This is a genomic window from Lysinibacillus sp. NPDC093190 (genome assembly GCF_050280425.1).
GTDB lineage: Bacteria > Bacillota > Bacilli > Bacillales_A > Planococcaceae > Lysinibacillus.
Genome location: NZ_JBNNVG010000020.1, coordinates 81555 through 105107 on the forward strand (window position 1 = coordinate 81555; position 23553 = coordinate 105107).

Genomic DNA, 23553 nt, shown 5'->3' on the forward strand with positions numbered 1-23553 from the left:
AGGCTTGTACATTTTCTCTAAATCGATTTGAAGAAAGCGCTTTCTTAAATTTAAATCACTAGATTCAAAGTGTTTACTTTTATTATCAATATTAGTATAAATTATTTTTTCAGATAATTCATTTTATCCGAGCAACTAATGTTTCGACAAATTTCAAGAAACAAAAAATGTACTGATCCTTTGATAAATCAGTACATTTCAGACTGTAGACAAACACTATTTTGTTGGTATAAAACTGTAGAGAAAATTAATTGAAAGACACCGTTTAGCATTATTTTACTCCAGAAGTCTATGCAGTGAAGCTTGTCTTACGTAGTATTTTAATCATAGCTATTATACTATTTTGTTTCAGCTTGTCTTCTCACACTAATGATGAGGGACCGTTGATTTTTCACGGAGAGTGGCGACTCCTGCGGGATGAGCTTGCGCTGAAAGCCCCGCAGGAACGTAGTGACGAGGAGATTGAAGCCAAGCCCGCGGAAAGCGCCAACTCGGAGTGACAATCAACCCTTGTTTATTGATACGACTTAATTTATATTTATCCTTTTGCTTATAGCTTATTTACAAGTTCTAATAATGCAGTTAAAGAATCAACCTCATATGTTGGAGTGACAATGCCATTTGGTACATTGTTTTCACGGTTTATCCAAACGTTGAGCATATCAACACGAGATGAGCCTAGAATATCAGTATTTAAGTTATCTCCGACCATGATTGCATCGGCTGCTGTAATACCTGCTTTCTCCATTACATACTCGAAAATAGAGGCATCTGGTTTTCCTTTACCAAAGTCCCCAGAGATAATAATATGGTCAAAATATGGTGCTATTTCTGGTGTTATTTCTAGCTTTAAATTTTGTAAACTTGGTGCTCCGTTTGTTAGTAATACGAGTTGATACTTTCCTTTCAGCTTATCTAGCACATCAAAAGTATCTTCATATAAGAATGGAGATACTTTACGCTCTGCCACAAAGCGCTCCCCTAGCTCCGCCCCTAGTTGTGCATCCTCAATACCAAGAGCTGCTAAGCCTTTTGTCCATGCTTCTGTACGATAGCCCGGTACGATACTTTTCATTTTTTGGAAAGAATCTGTTGGATCATCGAATGTTCCCCAAAGTCCTTCGAATGGATTAATGCCGATTAACACCGTATAATCATATGTTTCATAGCCTTCGTAAAGTGCACGTGCTTCTTTACGTACAGCTTCCTCTAGCTCAGCCGGATTTACATTATGTATTGTCGCTGCATATTCACACGTTTTCTCAAATGCTGTTTTGACGGACTTTTTATCCCATAATAGCGTATCATCTAAATCAAAAATAATTGTGTTAATTGACATTGTGTCAGCTCCTAGCTTCCTATTAGTATAATTATTTTAGCATATATTCAAAATATTTAGCATAGCGTTTTAGGCTTTTCTCATCCCATAACGTATGGTTGATTTCCGTTGCGGCTGGGCGCTTTGTTGCTGCCGCTTCGCTTTCGCGCAGAGCAGAGCTTACTGGGGGCGTCCGATGAGTCGCTTGGGCCAACACGATGTTGGTCACGAAGGCGTTATCACAGGACGTGATGCATTTAGCCTTCGTTCCCCTATGTGCTCGCTCCAGGGTCTCATCTGTGACGCTGAGCCCCAAGGAGTCGCCCAGCCTCCACTCCAATCAACATATTACATGGTATCCATTTTAACAAATGCCATCCGCCACTTTTAGTGATTAGCCTAATCCTAGCCTATTCTTCATTCTATAACTATTGATTTTTCCTACGCAATCTATCCATTAAGCTTTGAATTTCGGCCTTTTTATGCTCAGTTTCTTCTTTTAAAATTTCAATTTGATAGATGTCATCAATTTCTTCAATTAGAACGCGATCGCCAACCTGTACTGGTTTATTCATGGCAGATTGTAAAATGATTAGCTGTTCCTCTTCCTCTGGGTACTTCAAAAAAACTGCATATCCATCTTCAATACGGTCTAAGGTGTATTTAGTCGAGCTCACTAACAAGTTCCCCTTTCGCATTACGTAATTGTGCAGCATCCCCATCATTCAGCCAAATCTGTTTCTTTGTCCACTTTAAATAATTTTGACCCTCTCGTGCATTTGAACCACTTGTGACATAAACCGTTTTCCCTGGCTGCAATGTCACATTTGGAAAGTTAAAAACTTGATACCCTTCAATCGATATAAGCTGCCAATCTTTTAAGGATACTGCTTCATTACCATTATTTTTAATGCCTACAATTTCTTCTATTAAGTCCTTACTAACAATCTCAACACTTGCACTAGTTGTTTTTGGAGCTGAGACACTTGTACTAGTTGTTTGTGATGTTGAGACACTTGTACCAGTTGTTTGTGGTGTTGACACACTTGTTCCTGACATTTCTTTCGAATTCACGTCATAGTTTACCCCATCGGTTGATACGATCACAGTCCCTGCTTCTGCCGTTGCGTAAATTTTACTGCCAATTGCTTGTAAACGTTCAACTAGTTCAGCATGAGGATGACCATACTTATTTCCCTCTCCATAACTTAAAATGGCCATCTCAGGATGCACTGCCTGAATGAACTCCGCCGAGCTACTCGTGTTAGAGCCGTGATGACCTGCCTTTAAGACTGTTGCTTTCACATCGTGCTGCATCATCTCTTTTTCTAACGCTATTCCCGCGTCAGCTGTTAATAAAAATGATACATTACCATATGCAATTTTTAAGACAATGGAAGCATCATTATTATCTTTTGCATGTTCATTGGCGTTTAACACCTTCACATTAATATCATCATCAAATGCAATACTATCGCCTGTTTTCGGAACATTATAAGGAATATTCTTCGTATCAATAAGTGTCAGCATTTCTTCAAAGGTTTGAGATGTATGTACCTTTCCTGAATCATAAAATTGTCCAATATTTATCGAATTTATCACAGGAATTAAACCACCAATATGGTCTGCATCAGGATGGGTTGCGACCACTATATCGAGCTTATTCACACCAAGCTCCTGCAAATACGAAACAACCTTTTGACCAGCTCCTTTAACGCCTCCATCAACAAGCATTGTCTTGCCATTTGGGGATTCAATAAAAATCGAATCTCCTTGTCCTACATCAATAAAATGTACGCGCATTTCATGTCCTGCAGTGACGGATACTTTCTCCGTATTTAATGTTTCCGTACAGCCTGCTAATAAAAAAATACAAAGGAGCACTACTATTAATTTTTTCATTTACTAACTTCCTTTCTATTTTTCTATTATACAAAAAAGAGAGCTAACCATGGGCTGCTCTCTATCGTTACCTGTCATTGTTCCGGCATTAATCCTTCCCCATTTGTACGTAAGACTCAAAGATCCTCTTTGTTTTCATGCGAATAAAATAATAAGGTTCTTGCATTGCCTGTTGGACACTAATATTTTCATCTACTAATGATTCAACAACAGTAAAGTATTTGAGTAATTCAGGTTTATCATTTTCTTCTATTGCCCCTGACAATAAGATAGCCTGTACATTCGCCGATGTCGCAGCCTTCGCCACCCCTAATGGTGCCTTCCCATGTAATATTTGACGATCCGATTTCCCTTCACCTGTCATAACAAACCCGGCACCTTCTAAATGCTTTTTTAACTGTACTGCATTCATCACAATCTCAATACCTACATTAAAAGTTCCGTTTAAAAATGCTATTAATGCGCCTCCCATTCCACCTGCAGCGCCTGCCCCTTTATAGTCGTGCAGTCGGATGTCAAATTGCTTTTCAACAATGTCTGCAAACTGCTTTAAGCAGCTATCAAAATAAGCAATTTGATGTTCTTTTACACCTTTTTGGGGTCCAAAAATAGCTGTTGCCCCACGCTCTCCAATCAAGGGATTATCAACATCACATGCAATAATAAATGTTGCTTCAGCCAATCGGGGATCTAGCTGACTAACATCAATTGAAGCTAAATCTAATAGTGCCGAAACCCCATCAGCAATAAATGTGCCATCTTCTTTTTTCAATTGCAGTCCAAGTGCCTTTAACATGCCAATACCAGCATCATTTGTAGCACTACCGCCAATTCCGATAATAAATTTCCTAAACCCTTCATCAAGAGCAGCCTTGATTAGCTGCCCCGTCCCGTACGTCGATGCAAGCTCAGGATTTTTTTCCTTATCCTGTAGCAGCATAATACCGGATGCCTGAGCCATTTCAATAACGCATGTTTCATTATCACCAAGCACAGCATATCTCGCTTCAATTTCTCTCCCCAATGGGTCCAGCACATGTTGTGAAATATATTGACCATCTGTTGAGGCAACCAGTGATTCTAGTGTACCTTCTCCACCATCTGCAACTGGTAAAATGACTGTTTCAATCGATGGATCAGCATCCAAGATTCCTGCTTGCATTGCATTAGCCACCTCGATGGCCGACAAAGTCCCCTTATAGGAGTCTGGACTAATAACGACTTTCATGTTATACCTCCACTCATTTAAGTTAGGTGCTTACATTCATTATAATTCAGACTAAAAATATTCCTGAGATTTATCGGAATAAAAGAGGCAATCTGAATATCACGTCAGATTGCCATCCTTTTTATGCCTTATATAATTCATCTAAAAACTCAATTTTTTTACCGATTGCCTCTTCAAACGTCATGATGTATGCTGCCGGATCCTTTGGATTATGGAACTGCGTAATCTTCCCTGTTTCAGGATGAACAAATTTAGAGGAGGCTCCACAGCCAATTCCTAAAATAGTCTGTACTTCTTCCATTATGACAATATTATAGATACTTTCTTCTCCAGCTTTACTGTAGCCGACATTTTCTAAATTGCCTAAAATATTTTTTTGACGATATAAATAGTATGGTGCATAATTATTTTCCTTCGTCCATACTTGTGCCATATGCATCATTTGTGCAACAGTATCACGGTCTGCTACCTTATACTTATCTTTATTACGTGTCATTTCCGATGCACGCTTAAATGATAATGTGTGTACCGTTAGCGATTCTGGTTGCATTTTTGCAGATTCATCTAATGAATGCTGGAACTCCTCAATCCCTTCATTCGGTAAACCAATAATTAAATCCATATTAATATTATTCATGCCTGATTCACGTGCTAACCAAAACTTATCAATTGTTTCTTGTACCGTATGATGACGACCAATTGCTTTAAGTGTTTCATCTGTATACGATTGTGGATTAACACTTATTCGGTCAATGCCCCATTTTTTTAACACTTCTAGTTTTTCAGGCGTAATCGTATCAGGTCTGCCCGCTTCGACAGTTACTTCACGGATTGTCTCAGGATGCGGGAAGGAATCATACATCGTCTGATACAATGCATCCATTTCATGTGCCTCAATAGATGTTGGTGTACCACCACCCCAATAAATGGACGTGATTTTCATATTATTTTCCTTCAGCCATTTCCCTATTTCACGTAATTCAATATGCAGCCCATCTAAAAATGTAGCAACACGCCCTTGCTTTCGATTGCTGCCAATCGCATACGCTGGGAACGTGCAATAAGCACATTTAGTCGGGCAAAAAGGAATACCGATATAAATACTTATTTCTTTACCGATTTCATCTATATCAGGAATCGTCACTAACTGACGAGCAACTATTTCTTTTAGTAACGCTACCTTTTCCTCTGATAAGCGGAAATCACGAATAAGAATATCTGCAATTTCTTCCTCGCTCTTACCCGCCTTTCGGAATTTATGGTAAAGCTTAGTTGGACGCACACCCGTTAAAATTCCCCATTGCTGATGCATTCCCGTATGTTGCTCTAACACATCTAAAAATACGTGAGACAAAGCACGCTTAATACGAATATTTAGCTCACGTCCTTCAGCCTCAGATTCGTATTGAATACGATAGTCATTCGTATAACGCTTACCCTCTATCTCAAGTGCAGCTTTTGTAGAAATCGAGAAATCATCCCCAACGTTATATTCAAATGATACTGCTATATCTGTTCCTTCAGACTCTACTTTTAGTTTGGAATCCTCAAAAAATAAATTCGCAATATGATTTAATACGCGAATCCAATCCTCAGGATATTTTTGATCTATGTGAATAAATTTCATTTTCTTCGCTCTTTTCTCTCAATAATTACAGCACCAATAGTTTAACAAATTTTCATTACGTTAAGCAAAGTTGCAATTAATAACAGAACATTCTGTTTATTTTTTCAGCGGGTGTCCAAACATCCGCTGAAAAAAATTAAAGCCTCCGGCGGATGTCACGGAAATCGGAAAGGAGTTCTTTGTGCAAGCACAAAGCCGATTCCGGACGCAATTATGCCGAGGCATAATTGATTGATACAAAAAATCCATTTTGAAAAATTTATCAAAATGGATTCTTATTTTTTTATCTTTCAATAACCGCGTTTGTTTTGAATTTTTCTTCTTTTAGTTTAAGAATTTTTCTTAATTCCATGCTTACTTTCTCCAAGCTTTCCATATCAGGCATAAAGTAAGAAACATCGTTGATATACTGATCTTCTCCTTGTATTTCTAACGTTTTAGTAGATATGTTTTTGGAATTCAAATATTGCTTTTGGAGTGCGTAGATTTCATTAGAGTTTAAATCTGTTTCTACGTTTTTTCCTAAAATATCTGCAATTTGACCAATTTTAAATATTGTATTTGTCGATTTTGCTTGATTAATCGTTGCAGTCAAAAATTGTCTTTGTCTCTCTTCGCGTGAGTATGAAGCATTAACAGCTCTTTTTCTCATTCTTACAAATGCAAGTGCCTCTTCCCCGTTTAAATGTGCTTCTCCTTTATGAAATTCTATCCTTTTTCTATCGTAAAAATTATCTTCCCAGAAATCCTCTTTTACATCTATTGTTACTCCACCTAAAGCGTCGACAATATCTCTAAAGCCATCAAAGTTTACTGCAATAAAGTTATCTATCGGTATATTAAGGAGTTTTTCAACTGTCTCTAATTGAAGTTTAATTGCCCCATAGCCTGTAATAGATCCATAATTATAAGCAGCATTGATTTTATGTATACCTGTATATTCCCCTGCATTTTCTATTTTAACCCTTGCATCTCGAGGTACTGTAATTAAGTTAATTTCAGATGTATCCGGATCCAAAGTAATGACCATTTGAGTGTCAGCTCGACCATCCTCGGCCTTACTAGAGTAATTTTCAACACCTAATAATAGAATTGAGATAGGATCTTTTTTAAATGATACATCCTCTTCCCTAAGATCTGATTTATTTCCTTCCCTATTTAAATCGACTTTTGAACTATCATAGGCATTTTTAAATTTAACAAACGCGTAAGCTCCATAACTAGTTACGGTTAATAGTGAAATTAAAATTACTAGTAAGGTTATTTTCATTACTTTATTCTTAGGTTTCGCTTTTTTAGAGCTCCTTGATTTTTTTTCCACATTAAATCCTCTCTTCTATTTGAATTCCTGAAGTCAAGTCATTCTCTTCGTTGATTAAGACGCTGTTTGTTCTTTCAAGTTTCCTGTAATGAATATATTTGGAAATAAAAATAAATTTAGAATTCTTCCCAAAAACGCAAAAATCCCTATAAAGGTAAACCTACCTTTATAGGGATTTTTTGAATTATTATTTTAAGTATTCTTCTACAAATTCAACTGGTACATATGTTTTATTACCTTCTAACAAAGCAGGGGCTGCATGAAGCGGGCGTAATGCTTTGTTATAACCAAACATTTTTTCTCCACGAGTAATTGTGTAAGATAAATTACCTTTTGATACAATTGCACCTTTACCTGTTGACTCCACTGTATAACCAAGCTTTTCGGCAATCAAACGCAACGGAACCATCTTTGTTCCATCGACTTCATAATAATCTGTCGCGATTATTTTTGCTATTTCCGCATCTACAGTATTTTCTGATTCGTCATCAAGAACAATTACTTTCGAAGGGGTTGTTTGAGCTGGGATACTTTTTGTTGAAGCTGTATAGAAAACAACTAAGTTCTTCTCTGTTAAATCTTTAGCTGCAACTTTCTCTCCCTTCGTATTTAAAAGCTCCGTATTTTCGCCAATGATTAATTTTAACATATCATAAGTATTTGTTAGGTTTTCAAAGAAGTAATCAACTTCAACAAATCCAGCTTCCTTAGTTTCAACAATAACAACATCGGGACCGAATTGTGGTGGATAAATTAATTTTTGTGGCTTGTTCGCAAATGTATAAGCTACTATTTTATCCCCTTCTTTAAGGTCCACTTTTTTACCTGTATTATCGAAAACAAGTGTATTTTTTGTTATCTCTAAAATGTTTGTTTGATCGCCATCTTTTACTGTGAAATATGTAATTTTTTCACTAGAATTGACTTTTTCAACTGTTCCATAAGTAGTATTGAAAATGTGAACAGGATCAATTTGAATTTGTGGTACTTGTTGTTCTGTCTCTGTCGGATTTTCTTTTGCCGAAGCAACTGGTATTACTACACTTCCGAATAATAATGCTGTCATTGCTGCAGGCGCAAATTTTTTCATGTTCATAAAATCTCTCCTTATTATTAGGTTCATAGTAGTAGTAGTTTTAAAATGGTAAAAGTTTCATTAAAAACTGGAAAATTTGTGATAAAAACCATTTACCAGTAAATAACTATTATAATTTAACAATAACGAACGGAATAATTGGATATTATTTTATCAATTGATTGTCCAATATCTTTATAGCTTTCATTACCATTCAAATAGCGTTGAACAGCTTGTAATTTTTCTTCTGCAGTAAATTTAGACAAAAAAACTGCACCTCCAATTGTTATATGGAGTGTCTAACAATTGGGGTGCAGTTCATTAATACTGGTGGTTTCTCTGAGTGTCTAATACCGTACCTACTCCTTTACCATTTCCCTTAATCCTGTAATATCGATACCGTTTAATGCTTGAGTTGCAAGGCGATCAGCTTCTGAATTTTCTTTACGTGATATAAGCTTGTACTCTGGCTGGATACTGAGCTCCTCTAGCTTTGCATCAATTTTATCTGCCCAGCTAGATAAATTCTTTTCAAGTGCTGCCCATTCCCCACTCAATTGATTGATAACGACTTGGGAATCGCCAGTGAAACAAACTGGCAAATGGTGAACGTTCAGTAGCTCAAGCTCGACTAACCCCAAATAAAGCGCTGCGTATTCTGCCTCATTGTTAGATTTTAGCTCTGCCGAAAAAGAATTTTGTCTTAATCGATATGGTTTGCCATTTTGCTCATAATAAATCGCACAGCCTAGCCCCGATTGTTTTGTTGCAAGATCAAAGCCACCATCGAAATAGACTGTAATATTGTGTGGCTCAGTGTCAATTTCCTTTAAATATGCCTTGAGTTCCTTCAAAGACCAATTTGTATCTTGTCGATCGATACAATGCAGTGATTTTACTCTCCCTGTTCGCTCCATGTCCTCTGCAAGTAGTAATGCTTTAGCTGCTGGCATTTCTTCTGAACGTAAAACAGTTTCCGCACCCTTTTTCGCTTTATAGGTCCATTCAATGATTACATGCATAGTATAACCTCCAATAGATATTGAGCCATAAATTGAAAACGTGCTCCGGCTTGCGGAAACACGTTTTTCTTCTTACTTGTTATATGTGCAACTATTAGTATTTTTATGCCTAAGAAAGCGGTTTGTTCAGCTCGATGATAGCATCTGCTTTTTCAGGATTCTCGTTTGCGACGTTAGAACTTGTTGTTCCGCTGCTTGGATGTTGAACTTCGCCGCTAAATCATGCTTTTCCGCCGCTTGGATGTTGAACTTCGCCGCTAGATTATGCTTTTCCGCTGCTTGGATGCTCTTCTTCGCTGTTAAATTTCTTCATACAATGCTTGAATAGGTTTTATTAAAATGCGGTTTACTTCTTCAATTATCTTACTTACATTCATTTCTGCCTCAAGCATTGCAGAAATTTTTGCATTTTGCTGTGCAAGCTGTGCCGCTTTTTGTGCGTATACGAGCTCATCTTCCAATATATCTTCGCCATTTAATTGCTTTTTCTGTAAGTCAATTTGAACCTTACGGAAATTTTTGAATAGATTTAATGCCTCTTCATCTTCCTTAACCACTGTCACAGCTTTATTTAACGCTTCAAATTCAGGTGTTTTACGAAAAGTTGCCTCTAACGCATTAATTTCATTGTAAATATTAATCATAAACATGATTCTCCTTTTCACATAAAGTAAACAATTAACCCTTGCACAATCCCAATCAATCCACCAAGAACTGCACCAAGTACTGTAATCATTTTAAACTCGCGCTTTGAAATACCTAGTACAAGTTCCTCTAATTTCTCTACAGGGAAAGAATCGACCTGCTCACGTACTACTTCTTGTAAATTTAAGCGTTTCAAAACATCTTCTAATTTCTCTTCAGCTTTTACAAAAGCTTTTTCAATGGCTTGTGGAATCACTGTTTCCTTCATCCATGAATTACCTTCTGGCCAGTAATGTGAAATAGGATAATTTAAGCGCTCTTCAACTGCTAATTGTTCTTTTACATAAGTTTGCAATCTCGATAATATTTGTTCAAAACGAATATCCTGTAAGAAATCCATTGCTGGGCGATCTTTTAATTTCTCCAATTCCTGAGTAAAAATTTTCGTTAATAATGCTGATGTTCCTGGTTTCTGTAAAAATTTTATAAGCTCACGCTGAACCTTTGTCATAAGCGATGAAGAATCACCTAAAAACATATTAATCATTCCACCAAGTGATCCTTTTGACGATAAGAAGTCATCAATCATCGCCTTAATTGTCAGTTCTCCTTCAGGTGATAAAAAATAATCCTCACCTTTTTCTAAAATATGATCTACCGCTACAGGAATCTTTGCATCAATAGTATTTTGAATATCTGCTGATAATAGTGTACGAATTGATTTCGTTGATAGTGTATTCTTAACTGACTCAAATTGTCCCTCAACAATTGCTTCTACCTTCTGTTCAATTGTTGCTGGCATATTGGAAAACCCAGCTAATGATAGCCAATCTTGAATTGTTTTATCATTTGTAAAAATCGTTTCTTCTACCTTTGCTTGTACAAACTGTTCTACCTTTTCCTGAATATCCTTTGAGAAAAATTTCTTTCTAAAAGTTTCAGGTGTTAATAAATAATTCACAACCGTTAGCCCAAGTTGCTTTGCTAATTCGTCACGTCTTTTCGGAATAAGACCTGGTGTAAAAGGCACGCGCCAATTTTTAATATATATAGCTTTATGTGGTCGGAAAAGCATTTTAATAGCTAGGTGATTCGTTACACCACCGATTGCAGCACCGATAACTGCCATAAATATTAATGTCACTAGAAAATTATCCATTAGTATCCTCTCGTTTCAATTGTATTCACTATTGGCGTAATTTGTCGCCTGATGCACTTATTATAGCAGAGCAATGATTTTCTACGAAAGAAATACCCCCTATTAGATTAACTATTTTTATCCAGCTTCATTAATTTGAAGGTGCTAATTTCCGCTGCAGGCTACTCGCTTTGAATATCCCTTTGCTACAATCAGTTAAAATGGACACACATGAGCAAAATATCAACAAAAAATCCATTAATCAGCTCATTACGATAGGATTGACATTTGGAGTTGCAAAATTACCACTATCCTTGAATAATATTAACTACATATATAAGAAATGGGGTTTGGTTATGATTCAGCATTTTAGCTTTAAGCCTTTATTTGAAAATTCTCAGCTTCCAGGTTGGTCTATTTCGTTCTTTTATCAACGTGAACGTTATTCAGCAGAGTACTTAAAAGATGGCGTTATACAATGGAATGGAGCTATCCCTCCAAACGAAGAGGAAGTTAAAAAAATGATTCATGAGCTTATGTTGTACCATGTTTACGACTGATAAATTCACCTCGGCATAATTGGTACTATACTTTGCTTTCGCACAGAACATTTGCTAAACGAAGATACAAATAGTATTTCCCTGTTCCCAACTGCATAATAACGCCTATTTTTACTAATTTCAGCATTGCTATTATCTTAAAAGTATTTAAGTATATTGAAATTCCCTTATTTTTCTTATACATTTATGTTATTAAGTATTAAGTTTTTTTATGCAGGAGGCTATTTCAATGAGTAAAGTCACTCTTTCTGATGACTTAAACAGTTATAATTCAAAAGCATTAATTCGTGCAAAAGTAAAAGAAGTTTTTTCCGAATTTTCGGCTAAAATTTTTGAGTTAGCGAATGAAGCTGAAGCTATTGATAGTAAAAAATTCGAGGCTCTTTCTGGCTTTAAAAGTGATTTCTACAACGAATACTGCAGTCAATTAAAAGGATTTTTCGATTCATCTACTAGTGCTTTCGGAAAAAGACCTGTAAAAAATACGTATTTAACGTATAAGGGTAAAAATTATATTTTTACACAGCAAGGTATTACAGAAAAAGCACCCGTTACGATTTCACTTTACTCAGGTGAAATACCGTTCAAAGAAACGCTACACGATGTGGAAAAAGCGTGCTTGAAATTACGTTTTCAACAATAATAATTAATGCAGAAGGAGCCGTTTCATAAGAATGAAATTGGCTCCTTTTTGTTAAAAACTATTTTGAAATTAGCTGCCGCTTCGTTAGCACTACTCTTTCACGCATAAAATATCTGTTGCTAAAGTTTCGTTTTATGAGAGCGACATGCCAGAAAATATATCTTATGTAGAATGGTTGATCTTCGTTCCGACTGGGCGACTCCTTGGGGATCAGCAATAGAGGAACGAAGGCTAAAACCATCACGTCCTGTGATAACGCCTTCGTGAACCAACATCGGGGCCGCTGCCGCTTCGCTTTCGCGCAAAAAACATCTGTTGGCCCGAGACCTTGAAGCGCAGCGGTTGTTTTCTGTGCGAAAGCGTAGTGCTAACGTAGCGACAGCAACTGGGTTTTGTCTGTGCGAAAGCGAAGCGGCAGCACCAAAGCGCCCAGTTGGAACGGAAATAACCCCCTTGCTTTGCCGAAGAGAGATACTATGACACCATCTATTTTATTTTTCTACAAAACAAAGGAGCCGCCTCATATGATTGAGACGGCTCCTTATTTGTTGCTATTAAAAATAATTCATTTAAAAAAATCCGCAAGTATAGCTCTTGAGATTTTTGACGTGTCGTTTTATATGAGATGTAAATGCTTCTTTCTCTAAACAAACTATCTTCTTTGCTACATTTAAAGTTAGCATAACAAATTTTTATTTTCAATCTTTTGGTGTTTGAAATTATTTAATTTCTTCAATTTATTGTGTGAAAATAATCAAATCAATTATGCCTCGGCATAATTGCGTCCGAAATCGGCTTTGTGCTTAGGCCTGCAAGTTTTTTTGCGCGAAAGCGAAGCGTCAGCGGCAGGATGTTGATCACTCAGTCATTGCCACAGGACGTGGCGTTCTTAGACTGAGTTCCTCTATTTCAGCGGATGTTGTTTGGACACCCGCTGAAATAAGTTAAAAAAATTGTTGTCAATATTTGTGTTTTGCATGTAAATATTTTATGATTAAATCATTCAACAATTTTTTTAAATCATAGGAGGTGTACACTTTGTTTACCTCCCTCATTCGGGCGGGGACAAAGGAATTATTTGGACGGAGACATATTGGAAATAACCATAAGGTTGGCGGCATTCGCCCTACTAATAATAATGACAGGATTTTTCGTTGCAACCGAATTTGCAATCGTTAAAGTAAGATCTACACGCATTGATCAATTGCTTGCAGAAGGAAATAAAAAAGCAAAAAATGCAAAACGTGTTATTTCAGATTTAGATGAATACTTATCTGCATGTCAGTTAGGTATTACGATCACTGCCTTAGGTCTAGGTTGGCTTGGTGAGCCTACATTTAAGATTATCTTGAATCCAGTGTTTGAATTTCTAAATTTGAGTGAAAATTTTACTACTGTCCTTTCATTCATACTTGCATTCTCAATTGTTACTTTTATGCATGTTGTAATAGGAGAATTGGCGCCAAAAACATTAGCCATCCAAAAAGCAGAATTTGTCACATTAAATCTTTCTGGCCCATTAATTTTATTCCACAATGTTACTTATCCAATCATTAAGCTGTTGAATGGATCTGCACGTGGCTTAACTGGTCTTTTCGGCTTAAAAATGATGTCAGAATCAGAAGTAGCCCATACCGAAGAAGAGTTACGTATGATTTTGTCGGATAGTTTAAAAGGTGGAGAAATTAATACTTCAGAATATGAATATGTGAACAGTATTTTTGAGTTCTCTGATCGTCTTGCAAAAGAAATCATGGTCCCACGTACTGAAATCGTCGGTATTGAAAAAGAACTAACGATTAGAGAAGTTTTTGATTTAATGGGCGTTGAGCAATATACCCGTTACCCAATTATCGATGGTGACAAAGACCATATTATCGGCTTAGTCAATATGAAACACTTATTAACTGCTTACATTAAAGACCCAGCAAATGGCGATAAACTAGTGATTGACTATATGCAGCCAATTATTCGCGTAATGGAAACAACGCAAATTAACGACTTGTTACTAAAAATACAGCGTGAACGTATTCATATGGCCATTTTAATGGATGAATATGGCGGAACATCTGGTCTAGTTACGATTGAGGATATTATTGAGGAAATTGTCGGCGAAATTCAAGATGAATTCGATGAAGATGAAATTCCAGAGGTTCAGGAAATTGCAGAAGATCACTTTATTTTAGATGCGAAGATGCTAGTTGAAAGTGTTAATGATATGCTAGGTACTGACATAGAAGATGATGATATTGATACAATCGGTGGTTGGTTCATGACGAAGCGCTTTGATGCGGTCGAAGGAGACAGTATTGAAGAACAAGGTTATGAATTTATCGCAAAAGAATTAGATGGTCACCATATTTTATACTTAGAAGTTCTGAAATTACCTGAACGTGATTTATCAAATGATAACGATGAAGTAAATGACTAAAAATCAATTATGCCTCGGCATAATTGCATTGCGTCTGAATTGGGCTTTGTACATGCACTATTTCAGCAGATATTTGGACAAGCAATGAAAGAAGGATAAATTGCCTTATCGTATTTGCCGTGGTACGATTTAGATCACGCTTGTATGATTCAGACGATAAATACAGTATTTTGCTCACAACTTATAATGGCAAGAGCTTCTACTGAAAAAAATTAATATATACGCAAAAACGACTCCCTTACACGAGAAGGGGGTCGTTTTATAATGCCCGAAAGTTTTGCTAGGAGGAAACAAAATGGAGCTCTATACAAATTTACGTCAAGGGGAAAAAGGTGCATGGTTATCCATTGGTACTTATTTAATACTGAGCTCAATAAAACTGACGATTGGCTATATCGGAACATCGGAAGCACTAAAAGCAGATGGACTTAACAATACTACTGATATTATTGCTTCCATTGCAGTATTAGTTGGATTACGGATTGCCCAAATACCTCCTGACTCTAATCATCAATACGGACATTTACGTGCTGAAACCGTTGCTTCACTTGTTGCATCATTTATTATGCTAATTGTTGGCTTACAAGTACTCATCAATTCGATAAAAAGTCTATGGGAGCCAACTGGCGCAGCACCATCACTATTAACAGCCTATGTGGCAATCGGCAGTGCAGTAGTGATGTATATCGTTTATCGCTATAATTTAACACTATCAAAAAAAATAAAAAGCGCTGCTATTAAGGCTGCAGCCTATGATAATCGCTCAGATGCTCTTGTCAGTATCGGTACAGCGATCGGGATTTTTGGAGCTATTTTTGGCTTCCCCATTATCGATGCAATAACAGCTCTTCTCGTCGCACTTCTTATAATTAAAACAGCTGTAGAAATCTTTTGGGAAGCAGTTCAAAGCCTCACAGATGCCTTTGATGTTGAAGAGGTCGAAACATTATCCGTCTTAATTCGCAATGTTAACGGAGTGATCGAGCTCATAGACTTTAAAGGCCGTGCTCATGGCAATATGCATTTTATAGACGTAACAGTGACCGTCGACCCTTACTTAAATGTCTTTGAAAGTCACCGAATCACAGAGGAAATTGAAAAAACCGTTACTCATGAAAATTCCTTCTGTCAGGTACTCGTGCATATTGAGCCAGAAATAGCAATAATTCCTCCAGCAAATGACAACAAGTCTCCTACCGATTGATTGGTAAGAGACTTGTTTTTTCTGTAAACCAGAAATATAATGATTTTCAATTGAAGCGATTTAAAAATAAAATAAATGAACGCAAATGTCATCCACAACGTGTGGTGATGAGCCCAAACAAGCCTCCTATCAATCATAGATAGGAAGCTTAATTTGTTTAATTATTTGATTGCAATATAAATATCGACTTGAGCTTCTTGCGGGTTGGTACATCGTTCATCGTACATTTCAAAGTCACCTGTGTATGTTCGCTCTACATCTGAGCTTGCGAACCAGGCCCAGACATCTTGCCAAGCTTTTACGACAACTTCTTCAAATGGACCTTTGTTAGAAGTAAAAACTAAATATTTTGCAGCTGGCACTGTTTTTATGACCATACCTTCAGGAATTTCGTGGGCAGCTACTACTTCCACCCCAAGTGTAATTGAATACTCTCCATTAACATCCGTTTCGTAATCAGAATACAGACCATACGTTACTTGATTTATTGCATTAGCTACTTGTCCTACAACATCTTGCTGATAAAAATCCGACCATAATTGTGGGATTTTTGCTTGAGCAGTAATTTCATTCGCATTGCTCGTTCGTGCTGAGATTCCTACGGTTTGAAAAGATTCTTTATTCATCAAAATTGGTTCTTTTATTTCATGTTTTCTCCATCTCTTTAAGCTTGGTAAAAAAGACGTCATCATTTGGCGTGCTTCCTCTTCCGCCATACCATCTTCCTTTAAGTGCGGTACACCAATTTCAATCATTTCTTGAACTGTTAGATTTGGCTGCTTGAACTCTCCTAATTCATAACAATATGTGCAATAATCCTGACTTTTGTGTCCTTCTTTTTCTGTACCAAGTAATGCCTCATCCACTAATGGCATTCCACAGCTTTGACAATAACTTTGCATTATTAAATCCACCCTTCGTTCTATTTGTTTTGACTATAACAAAGAAAACTTGACATCTGTATGTCATCAATTAAAGTTCTTTATACAACTCAACAATTTCCTGTGCTCGTTTTAGCATAATCTCACTTATATGAGGTGGTTCTAAAACTTTTAGGCGATGACCAAAGCTAAGAAGAAAGCCATATAGCCATTCATCCTCAGGCAAAGAAATTTTAATAGTTGAACTCTCAATATCTACATGCTCAGCGCCAAATGATTCTTCTACTAATGTCGTTATTGCAGAATCGAAAGATAACGTAAGGTTTACTATATTTTGTGGGCGATGCCACTCTTTATCCCATGGGAGTTCAGATAAGTTGACTTCTTTGCGTTGGAATGTCGTTTTCTCTTCTTTTATACCCTTCATTCTTGAAATTTTAAATAAGCGAAAATCTTCTCTCAATGTGCAATAGCCATAAACATACCAAACTTTTCCCTTTTGCACTAAAGTGTGTGGCTCTAATAATCGTCTTGTTATACGACCATGTGTAGTAGAATACGTAAAGCTTATACAATGCTCGTGTTCAATCGCATTTTTTAATAACGTAATCTGTTCTTTAAAAATAACATTTGGCCCCCAAGGACTAAGGTCAATAAATAGTTGATCGATAGATTGTTTAACTTTCTCATCCGCAACACCTGTTAATTTTTCTAGCACTGCTTCAGCATGTGAATCATCGTACGTTGTTAGTGCACTTTTAATGGCAATAGAAAGTGAGGTAAGCTCTTCCTTCGTCAACACCTGCTTATCCACACGATAGCCCTCAATTAAACTAATTCCACCATTAACCCCCTGCTGGCTAATAACAGGAACCCCAGCACAGCTCAATGTTTCAATATCTCGATAAATAGTACGAACTGACACATTAAATAAATCGGCAAGCTCTTGGGCTGTTACCTTTTTACGATTTATTAAAATCATTGTCATCGTTAAAAGACGCTCTAATTTCATATTTGTACTCCTTTACTATAAACCTTATTTTTCCCTTTGCTAATTACGTCGTTTTACTTACTAATTCCCTATCTACTTTAAGTATTTTTTAAGTACTTTTTGAGTTTTATTTAAGTCAAATGTACTATAATAGCGCCTAACAAATTATTACATTCATTATACTATTTTCACAATATAAGAAAAAACAACTTAGGTACTTATAATCTCCACTATAACTACGTTGTTTTTAACAATAAACGCTTAATTATTTCAATTCTCTTATCACAACCTATAAAACTTCTATCCTCTATATAAGGACACTGAAAACTATGAAGTAGAAAAACTTTATAGTAACTATTTGTGGAAGTCCTAATTTCTATGTAAAAAGGTTTAGCACGGAGCACGAGCCATCATCGGGAAAAAGCTAAACAGATAAATCCTGTACGAAGAGATAGCGTATGAGGAGATCCGACACTAACTTATGGAAAACGGAATACAAAGAGCTAAATTTTGGTGTCAAATTTTTAATTTTATGTGAAATTTACTTTTTAGTGCCCACCCTATATTCGAAAAGCATTTTCAAAGACAACAAACTAGAGTTTAATGGTTTTCAATTTAATTGTAAAAAGGAGATTTTGACGTGATTCGAGCCGTTTTAATAGACAATGAACCTTTAGCTTTACACTATTTTCAAAGTAAACTACAAGCATTTCAGCAAATACAGGTAATTCAAACTTTTACAAGTGTAGAAGTATTTTTAAATGAGCTTCCAATAATAGAATTTGAAGTCATTTTTTTAGAGGCAAAGCTTAATGAACTGACTGGGCTTGAATTAGCTGATATTATCAAAACTAATCGTCCACATGTTAGTGTTATTTTTATAACTTCATATAAAGAATTTGCTTTACAAGCATATGAAATCGGAGGTCTTGACTACGTACTTAAACCAATTAGTCATGCTCGCTTAGAAAAAACTATTTCTCGTATCGAGCATGAATATTCCATTCAGCAAATGATTAAAAAAGCTTCGAAAACTATGTTAAACGTACAATGCTTTAATCAATTTGCCGCATATAGCAACAACAGCTTAGTTGCCTTCAAAACCGAGAAAACAAAGGAGTTATTTGTATATTTCATATTACATCCAAACATTCCTATTCATCGTGATTATTTAATTGAAATTCTATGGCCTGATTTAGACTATGTACGAGCAAAATCGAATCTTCATACCGCACTTTCTTATTTAAGAAAAACCTTAAATAATATAGGTTATGCAAACTGTATTATTTTTTCAAACAAATACTATATCTTCGAAAAACCGAACATCCTTTGTGATTTATATGACTTTCATAGATATTATGAGGATTTCACGAAGTTAGAATTCCCACCAATTTCTTTGATCAATCAAAGTCTCTCAATTTATAAAAATGGACTACTCATTTATGATGATTATGAGTGGGCTACTGCCTATAAAGATAAGCTGACGAAATCATACATAGATTTATTAGAAAAAGGTTTTCAAGCAACATTACTAACGGATATTGATAAGGCATTAAATTTTTTAAATAGAATATTAGAGTTTGATCCATATAATGAACAAAAACTTGAGCACTATTTACACATTTTAATAAATACGGGATTTCATGAACAGGCATACAAAGTATTTCTTGCTTATGAACAGAAGCTAAAAGATGACCTATCGATTTCGCCAAGCTCTACATTAATTGATATTTCAAACAAATTTTTTGTTCAAAAATAAATAAAGGTTTCATTCATTAAAAAACGACGAGTTCATAGGAACTCGTCGTTTTTTAATCTCCAGTCTCATCATCATAACTTGGAATTGATTTACGTTCCGACTACTGTGGACGTCCGATGAGAAATCAATTAACTTTTATACACCACTACCCTCTGTCAGTCCGTGCTTCACTGCATAAAGAGCAGCCTGCGTACGATCCTGCACTTGTAGCTTCGTGAAAATATTAGAAATATGAGTCTTCACTGTTTTTTCTGTAACGAATAAAGAGGACGCAATTTCTCGATTACTTTTCCCTTTTGTAAGCTCTGCAAGCACATCCTGTTCACGAGGTGTTAGAGGGTTTAAAACATGAGGTGCATTTTTTGATTCTTGACGGTCCATTTCCAAAGTCGTTGTTGCTTCTGGATGTAATGTATTTTCGCCTCGCATAATACGGCGAATGGACAATACCAACTCATCAGGTTCAATATCTTTCAACTGATAGCCTGCAGCCCCTGCCTCCATAGCTGGAACCACATGATCACGGTCTGAAAAGCTTGTCAGCATTAGAATTTCTATTTTCGGAAACTTTGCTTTAATGCGCTTCGTTGCCTGAATCCCATCCATCTCAGGCATGACCAAGTCCATGAGTATAATATCTGGCTGTATACTTTCTGCTAAAGCTACTGCCTCTAATCCATTTTTCGCTTCTCCAACAACTTCAATATCTTTCTGTGTTTTTAAGAAAAATAATAATCCACGACGCACGACATGATGATCATCTGCAATTAAAACACGTATCATACTCTTCCCCCCTAATATGGCAAGCGGATTAATAGCTCTGTTCCTTTGCCAATTTCACTAACCCAGTCAGCTTTGCCACCAACTGATTTTGCACGATCCTTTATGGATTGCAAGCCTATCGAAAGTAGCTTAGTGTTATTATCGATGACGAAGCCTCGTCCCTCATCACGAATAACCAGTAAAATATCTGTAGAAGTGACCGTAATATAAAGTGCAGCCTCTAGCACACCAGCATGACGACGAACATTATTAAGTGCTTCCTGGGCTACCCGAAATAATGTTTCTTCGATACGTGATGGGAATTGCAGTACACCTGAGACCGTTACATGAAGCTTCAAGCCAAGCATTTCAGCATACACTTTTATCGCTTCAAGTAAACCATTCTCTAATCCTTTTGGACGGAGCTGCCAAATGAGAGCACGCATTTCTGTTAAGGCATCCTGTGTTAAGTGCTGAATCTCCTTAAATGTTTCTTTCACATCACTAGCGTTTGTCATTTCAATACCAGCTCTCGCTGTTAATGTAACTGAAAAAAGTAGCTGATTCACGGAATCATGTAAATCTCGTGCTAGACGATTGCGCTCCTTCACAAGTGCCATTTCTTGCTCCTGCTTTGTCAGTAAAATACGCTTAATGGCTGATCCCATCTGAAATGCAACCGATTCAAGTAATGCTAGCTCTTCCTCTGAAAAACGCACGGTATCCTTCGATGCAACATTTAAGACACCAAAACGCTCTTGCCCAGATTGAAGTGGCACTGTTGCATGGTGTGTAATGCCTTCGTGATCGCCAACATTTGCCGCAATTGCACTTTCAATACGTTGACATTCAATAATATTTGAGGCTTTTTTTAATTCCTCATTACGATAGCGAGAAACACACCAACAGCCTCCTTTTTTTAAATAATGGCAATTTTTATACTCCAGTGCCTCTGGTAAATTGACATGAACCACAAGCTCTGACCGTCCTTTTTCATCAATAAAAAAAATCCAGCCTGTTTCAAAATTTGTGCCATTTAAAAATTTCACAAGTGCCCCTTTTAACATCGACACAATTTCAGTTTCTTCGTTTAATAACTCTGCAATCTCTTTTAAAATACCAATATTGGAATGATCGTTCTCCCTCACAAAAACACCTCTTCTTTGGCATTACTAATTTTAATGATAACATTTCAAAGTCTGGAACGTCTGCCTCAGTCATTCATACTTTTGACTGAAATTTCTTAACTTCTTTCAGCAGAAGTCTCCCATCTCTATAGGTGGTGAGATGAATGCGGGTTGAAGTTATTTTTCAGCGGGTGTCCAAACATCAGCTGAAAGAAGTTAAAGCCTCCGGCGGATGTCACGGAATCGGAAAGGGGTTCTTTGTGCAAGCACAAAGCCGATTCCGGACGCAATTATGCCGAGGCATAATTGATAAGATTATACCTTATTTTGGGTAAGTTAATTTACATATAAAACTAGAACAACTATAATCGAACAAGTACATGGTTATACTAAGGAGAGAATTTATATGTCTAAAAAAGTGGAAAATGGCTTACTATTTATTTGGATTGTCTCTGTCGTTGCAACACTGGGTTCCTTATACTTTTCTGAAATTCGTCATTATGAACCTTGTAAAATGTGTTGGTACCAACGAATTTTCATGTATCCAATTGTTATTATGACGACTATTGCCTTTATTCAAAAAAATGCACGTATTGTTGTAACAACTGCTGTTTTTGCCATTATGGGGGGCAGTATATCACTTTACCATTATGGTATTCAAAAGCTTAGTTTTTTAGCTGATACTGCACCATCTTGTGGTCTTGTTTCATGTACTGGGCAATATATTAACTGGTTAGGTTTTATTACAATCCCATTTTTAGCGCTAACTGCATTTATTTTAATTGCAGGGGCAAGCTTTTATGTAATAAAGGCTGCTAAAACAGCAAATTAATTTTGAGACCGTGTTCTACATTCGGAATACGGTCTTTTCTACGGAGGAAGATTTATGTTTCACTATGAAATAAATACGAATAATTTGACAGTCGAGGATCTTTTACGCAATCATTGGCGACTCGGTAAAAAGCTTGTCCATGAAATGCGAATGGCAAAGGCTATCACAACAATGGACGGAGAGCCTATTCAGTGGAATGCTCCACTACAAGTAGGAACTATCATAAAATTTACATTCCCTATTCCGACATCCAATTATCAACCGACACCAGTTTGTGCAATTGATATCGTCTATGAGGATGACCATTGTTTGATCGTTTCTAAACCAAAAGGCATGTCGACACATCCAAATGATGCACGTGATACCCACACTTGTATGAATCATGTTATGGCTCATATTAAAGAGCAAGGTGGCACTTATGCGGAGCATGTCCATCGTTTAGATAAAGGGACACAAGGTTTGTTACTTGTAGCAAAGCATCCTTTAGCAAAATCAATCTTTGACCGTATGATTGAGGAAAAATCCATTATTCGAACATACGCTGCAGAGGTGCAAGGGAATTTACGCTCTTCATCCGGCACGATTTCTGAAGCAATCGGAAAAGACCGACATCATGCAACAAGACGTGTCGTTTCAAAAACTGGACAGCATGCAGTTACACACTATGAAGTTGTAGCTCGCTATAAAAACTCTTGTGTTGTCCACCTAATTCTTGAAACAGGAAGAACACATCAAATTCGCGTACATTTAGCACATATCGGTCATCCGATTATTGGAGATACAATGTATGGAGCAAGAGAAACGGCAAGTGATGATTATGAGCTCCATGCTATTCAATTGGAATTCGAGCATCCATTTTTAAATAAGCAAATCGTTGTAAAGGATCAGCAGTAATTACCGTACTGCACCTTGAATTGTTGCACATAAGCTAACAATTCGAGGTGCAGTTTTTGTATGTTTTTTTAAGACACCCCCAGGAAGCTTTGCTCTGCGCGAAAGCGAAGCGTCAGCGACAAATGTTTTATCTGTGCGAAAGCGAAGCGTCAGCAACAAATGTTTTATCTGTGCGAAAGCGAAGCGTCAGCAA

The 23553-nt window shown here is 36.7% G+C and carries 22 protein-coding genes; 7 read left to right on the plus strand and 15 right to left on the minus strand.

Features of this window, described 5'->3' with window-relative positions; translation table 11 throughout:
* Positions 1-550: 550 nt before the first annotated feature.
* The 11 genes from ACQKOF_RS16135 to ACQKOF_RS16185 all read right to left on the minus strand — a co-directional run bounded on the left by ACQKOF_RS16135 (position 551) and on the right by ACQKOF_RS16185 (position 11297).
* Positions 551-1339 carry an HAD family hydrolase gene (locus ACQKOF_RS16135; protein ID WP_427559049.1) on the minus strand — a complete coding sequence of 263 codons (789 nt, stop codon included), beginning with the start codon at positions 1337-1339 and terminating at the stop codon, positions 551-553.
* Positions 1340-1746: 407 nt separating this feature from the next.
* On the minus strand, positions 1747-1995 hold the full coding sequence (locus ACQKOF_RS16140) for a DUF3006 domain-containing protein (RefSeq protein ID WP_427559052.1): 249 nt from the start codon (positions 1993-1995) through the stop codon (positions 1747-1749).
* Positions 1982-3220 (minus strand): MBL fold metallo-hydrolase, encoded by a 1239-nt coding sequence (locus tag ACQKOF_RS16145; protein ID WP_427559054.1) that lies wholly within the window; start codon positions 3218-3220, stop codon positions 1982-1984. Before ACQKOF_RS16145 ends, ACQKOF_RS16140 begins: the two co-directional genes overlap by 14 nt.
* An 88-nt stretch (positions 3221-3308) precedes the next feature.
* Positions 3309-4448 carry a glycerate kinase gene (locus ACQKOF_RS16150; protein WP_427559057.1) on the minus strand — a complete coding sequence of 380 codons (1140 nt, stop codon included), beginning with the start codon at positions 4446-4448 and terminating at the stop codon, positions 3309-3311.
* A 121-nt stretch (positions 4449-4569) separates the two neighbouring features.
* A complete protein-coding gene (locus ACQKOF_RS16155) occupies positions 4570-6075 on the minus strand; it encodes a coproporphyrinogen III oxidase (RefSeq protein WP_427559059.1) in 1506 nt (501 codons plus the stop codon).
* Positions 6076-6358: 283 nt separating this feature from the next.
* A complete protein-coding gene (locus tag ACQKOF_RS16160; RefSeq protein ID WP_427559062.1) occupies positions 6359-7396 on the minus strand; it encodes an LCP family protein in 1038 nt (345 codons plus the stop codon).
* Positions 7397-7583: 187 nt separating this feature from the next.
* Positions 7584-8492, minus strand: a complete 909-nt coding sequence (locus ACQKOF_RS16165; RefSeq protein ID WP_427559065.1) for a stalk domain-containing protein — start codon at positions 8490-8492, stop codon at positions 7584-7586.
* 116 nt (positions 8493-8608) lie between these two features.
* On the minus strand, positions 8609-8737 hold the full coding sequence (locus ACQKOF_RS16170) for a hypothetical protein (RefSeq protein ID WP_427559110.1): 129 nt from the start codon (positions 8735-8737) through the stop codon (positions 8609-8611).
* A gap of 93 nt (positions 8738-8830) precedes the next feature.
* Entirely contained in the window at positions 8831-9493 is a 663-nt protein-coding gene (locus ACQKOF_RS16175) for a ribonuclease H family protein (protein WP_427559068.1), read from the minus strand.
* Positions 9494-9792: 299 nt separating this feature from the next.
* Complete coding sequence (locus ACQKOF_RS16180; protein WP_427559070.1) at positions 9793-10137, minus strand: YlbF family regulator; 345 nt, start codon at positions 10135-10137, stop codon at positions 9793-9795.
* Positions 10138-10154: 17 nt separating this feature from the next.
* Complete coding sequence (locus ACQKOF_RS16185) at positions 10155-11297, minus strand: DUF445 domain-containing protein (RefSeq protein WP_427559073.1); 1143 nt, start codon at positions 11295-11297, stop codon at positions 10155-10157.
* A gap of 335 nt (positions 11298-11632) precedes the next feature.
* Here ACQKOF_RS16185 and ACQKOF_RS16190 point away from each other — a divergent pair, with 335 nt between their 5' ends.
* From ACQKOF_RS16190 to ACQKOF_RS16205, 4 genes are all read left to right on the plus strand, one after another.
* On the plus strand, positions 11633-11836 hold the full coding sequence (locus ACQKOF_RS16190; protein WP_427559108.1) for a YheE family protein: 204 nt from the start codon (positions 11633-11635) through the stop codon (positions 11834-11836).
* 229 nt (positions 11837-12065) lie between these two features.
* Entirely contained in the window at positions 12066-12479 is a 414-nt protein-coding gene (locus ACQKOF_RS16195; protein WP_427559075.1) for a hypothetical protein, read from the plus strand.
* Between the two features lie 1093 nt (positions 12480-13572).
* Positions 13573-14910, plus strand: coding sequence for a hemolysin family protein (locus ACQKOF_RS16200; RefSeq protein WP_427559078.1), 1338 nt, complete (start codon positions 13573-13575; stop codon positions 14908-14910).
* Between the two features lie 295 nt (positions 14911-15205).
* Positions 15206-16114: a cation diffusion facilitator family transporter gene (locus ACQKOF_RS16205; protein ID WP_427559081.1), complete on the plus strand. Its 909-nt coding sequence runs from the start codon at positions 15206-15208 to the stop codon at positions 16112-16114.
* A 161-nt stretch (positions 16115-16275) separates the two neighbouring features.
* Here the strand turns inward: ACQKOF_RS16205 and ACQKOF_RS16210 are convergent, their stop codons facing one another.
* On the minus strand, positions 16276-17016 hold the full coding sequence (locus tag ACQKOF_RS16210; RefSeq protein WP_427559083.1) for an effector binding domain-containing protein: 741 nt from the start codon (positions 17014-17016) through the stop codon (positions 16276-16278).
* 70 nt (positions 17017-17086) lie between these two features.
* Positions 17087-18007 (minus strand): helix-turn-helix transcriptional regulator, encoded by a 921-nt coding sequence (locus ACQKOF_RS16215; RefSeq protein WP_427559086.1) that lies wholly within the window; start codon positions 18005-18007, stop codon positions 17087-17089.
* 619 nt (positions 18008-18626) lie between these two features.
* Between ACQKOF_RS16215 and ACQKOF_RS16220 the strand changes: the two genes are divergently transcribed.
* On the plus strand, positions 18627-19745 hold the full coding sequence (locus ACQKOF_RS16220; protein ID WP_427559089.1) for a response regulator: 1119 nt from the start codon (positions 18627-18629) through the stop codon (positions 19743-19745).
* A gap of 135 nt (positions 19746-19880) precedes the next feature.
* Here the strand turns inward: ACQKOF_RS16220 and ACQKOF_RS16225 are convergent, their stop codons facing one another.
* Both ACQKOF_RS16225 and ACQKOF_RS16230 read right to left on the minus strand, forming a co-directional pair.
* Positions 19881-20528, minus strand: coding sequence for a response regulator (locus tag ACQKOF_RS16225; protein ID WP_427559092.1), 648 nt, complete (start codon positions 20526-20528; stop codon positions 19881-19883).
* An 11-nt stretch (positions 20529-20539) separates the two neighbouring features.
* The gene (locus ACQKOF_RS16230) at positions 20540-21655 is read right to left on the minus strand and encodes a GAF domain-containing sensor histidine kinase (RefSeq protein ID WP_427559094.1); all 1116 of its coding nucleotides are present in this window, start codon (positions 21653-21655) and stop codon (positions 20540-20542) included.
* Positions 21656-22040: 385 nt separating this feature from the next.
* On the opposite strand from ACQKOF_RS16230, the gene ACQKOF_RS16235 reads away from it, so the two are divergent.
* Entirely contained in the window at positions 22041-22466 is a 426-nt protein-coding gene (locus tag ACQKOF_RS16235; protein ID WP_427559097.1) for a disulfide oxidoreductase, read from the plus strand.
* Between the two features lie 54 nt (positions 22467-22520).
* Positions 22521-23360, plus strand: a complete 840-nt coding sequence (locus ACQKOF_RS16240) for an RluA family pseudouridine synthase (RefSeq protein ID WP_427559099.1) — start codon at positions 22521-22523, stop codon at positions 23358-23360.
* The last annotated feature ends 193 nt before the right edge of the window (positions 23361-23553 follow it).